This window comes from Neisseria sp. P0021.S006 (assembly GCF_051956895.1).
Map to the genome: position 1 here is coordinate 1 of NZ_JBQCWZ010000480.1, position 1,027 is coordinate 1,027.

The following is a 1,027-nucleotide window of genomic DNA, read 5'->3' on the forward strand; positions in this document are numbered from 1 at the left end:
CTTCGGCAGGGAAGAGTTTGAGGGTGTCGATACCGTGTTCCAAAGCCAGTTGGACTTCGCCCGGAGTGGCAACGCCGGGAATCAGGGGGATGCCGCTGTTGTGGCTGGCTTTGGCGAGGGATTCGTGCAAACCAGGGCTGATGGCGAAAACTGCGCCTGCGTCTTCGACGGCTTTGAGCTGTTCGGGATTGGTTACCGTACCCGCGCCGACGATGGCGTTAGGCACTTCTTTGGCAATCAGGCGGATGGCGTCGAGGCCGACGGGGGTGCGCAGGGTGATTTCGAGGGTGGGGATGCCGCCTTCGACAAGGGCGTGGGACAAATCGACGGCGGTGCTCAAGTCGTCAATCGCCATCACAGGCACAACTGCGCCGGCTGTCAGAATTTCACGAGGGGTCAGTTTGGACATTTTAGGTCTCCGTTGGGGACTGTATCGTAATAGGGTTGTTAACATGGTTTCAGACGGCCTGATTGTTTTAAAAGGCCGTCTGAAAATGGTTTAGGCAAATTCGCCGCCGAAGCTCATAGCACCGGTTTCTGCGCTACTGGTCATGCTGCGGAAGTTGGCGAAAAGTTCGCGGCCGCAACCTTGTTGGTTAGCGCTCAAATCGATGCGTTCGACTTCGCGGGCATTCCATTCGGCTTCGTTAATCAGGACGTTGAGTTCGCCGGTAACGGAGTCGAAGCGGATCAGGTCGCCGGTACGGATTTTGGCGATATTGCCGCCCATCAGGGCTTCAGGCGTCATGTGGATGGATGCAGGCACTTTGCCGGATGCACCGGACATACGGCCGTCAGTCAGCAGCGCCACTTTAAAACCGCGGTCTTGCAGGATGCCCAAAGGCGGGGTCAGTTTGTGCAATTCGGGCATACCGTTGGCACGCGGGCCTTGGTAGCGGACAACGCAGACGAAATCGCGTTCCAACTCGCCGCGTTCAAACGCAGCCAACACTTCGCGTTGGTCGTTGAATACGATGGCGGGCGCTTTAATGATGCGGCAACCTTCGCGCACGGCAGATACTTTAAT

1 protein-coding gene and 1 pseudogene are annotated in these 1,027 nt (G+C 57.3%); both read right to left on the reverse strand.

The annotated features are described in order from the left end of the window. Positions 1-409 (reverse strand): bifunctional 4-hydroxy-2-oxoglutarate aldolase/2-dehydro-3-deoxy-phosphogluconate aldolase (gene eda, locus ACTHUM_RS15135; RefSeq protein ID WP_440403307.1); only part of this gene is annotated, 409 nt, incomplete at its 3' end. A 90-nt stretch (positions 410-499) separates the two neighbouring features. Next, positions 500-1,027: pseudogene (locus ACTHUM_RS15140) on the reverse strand (phosphogluconate dehydratase); the annotation flags it as partial.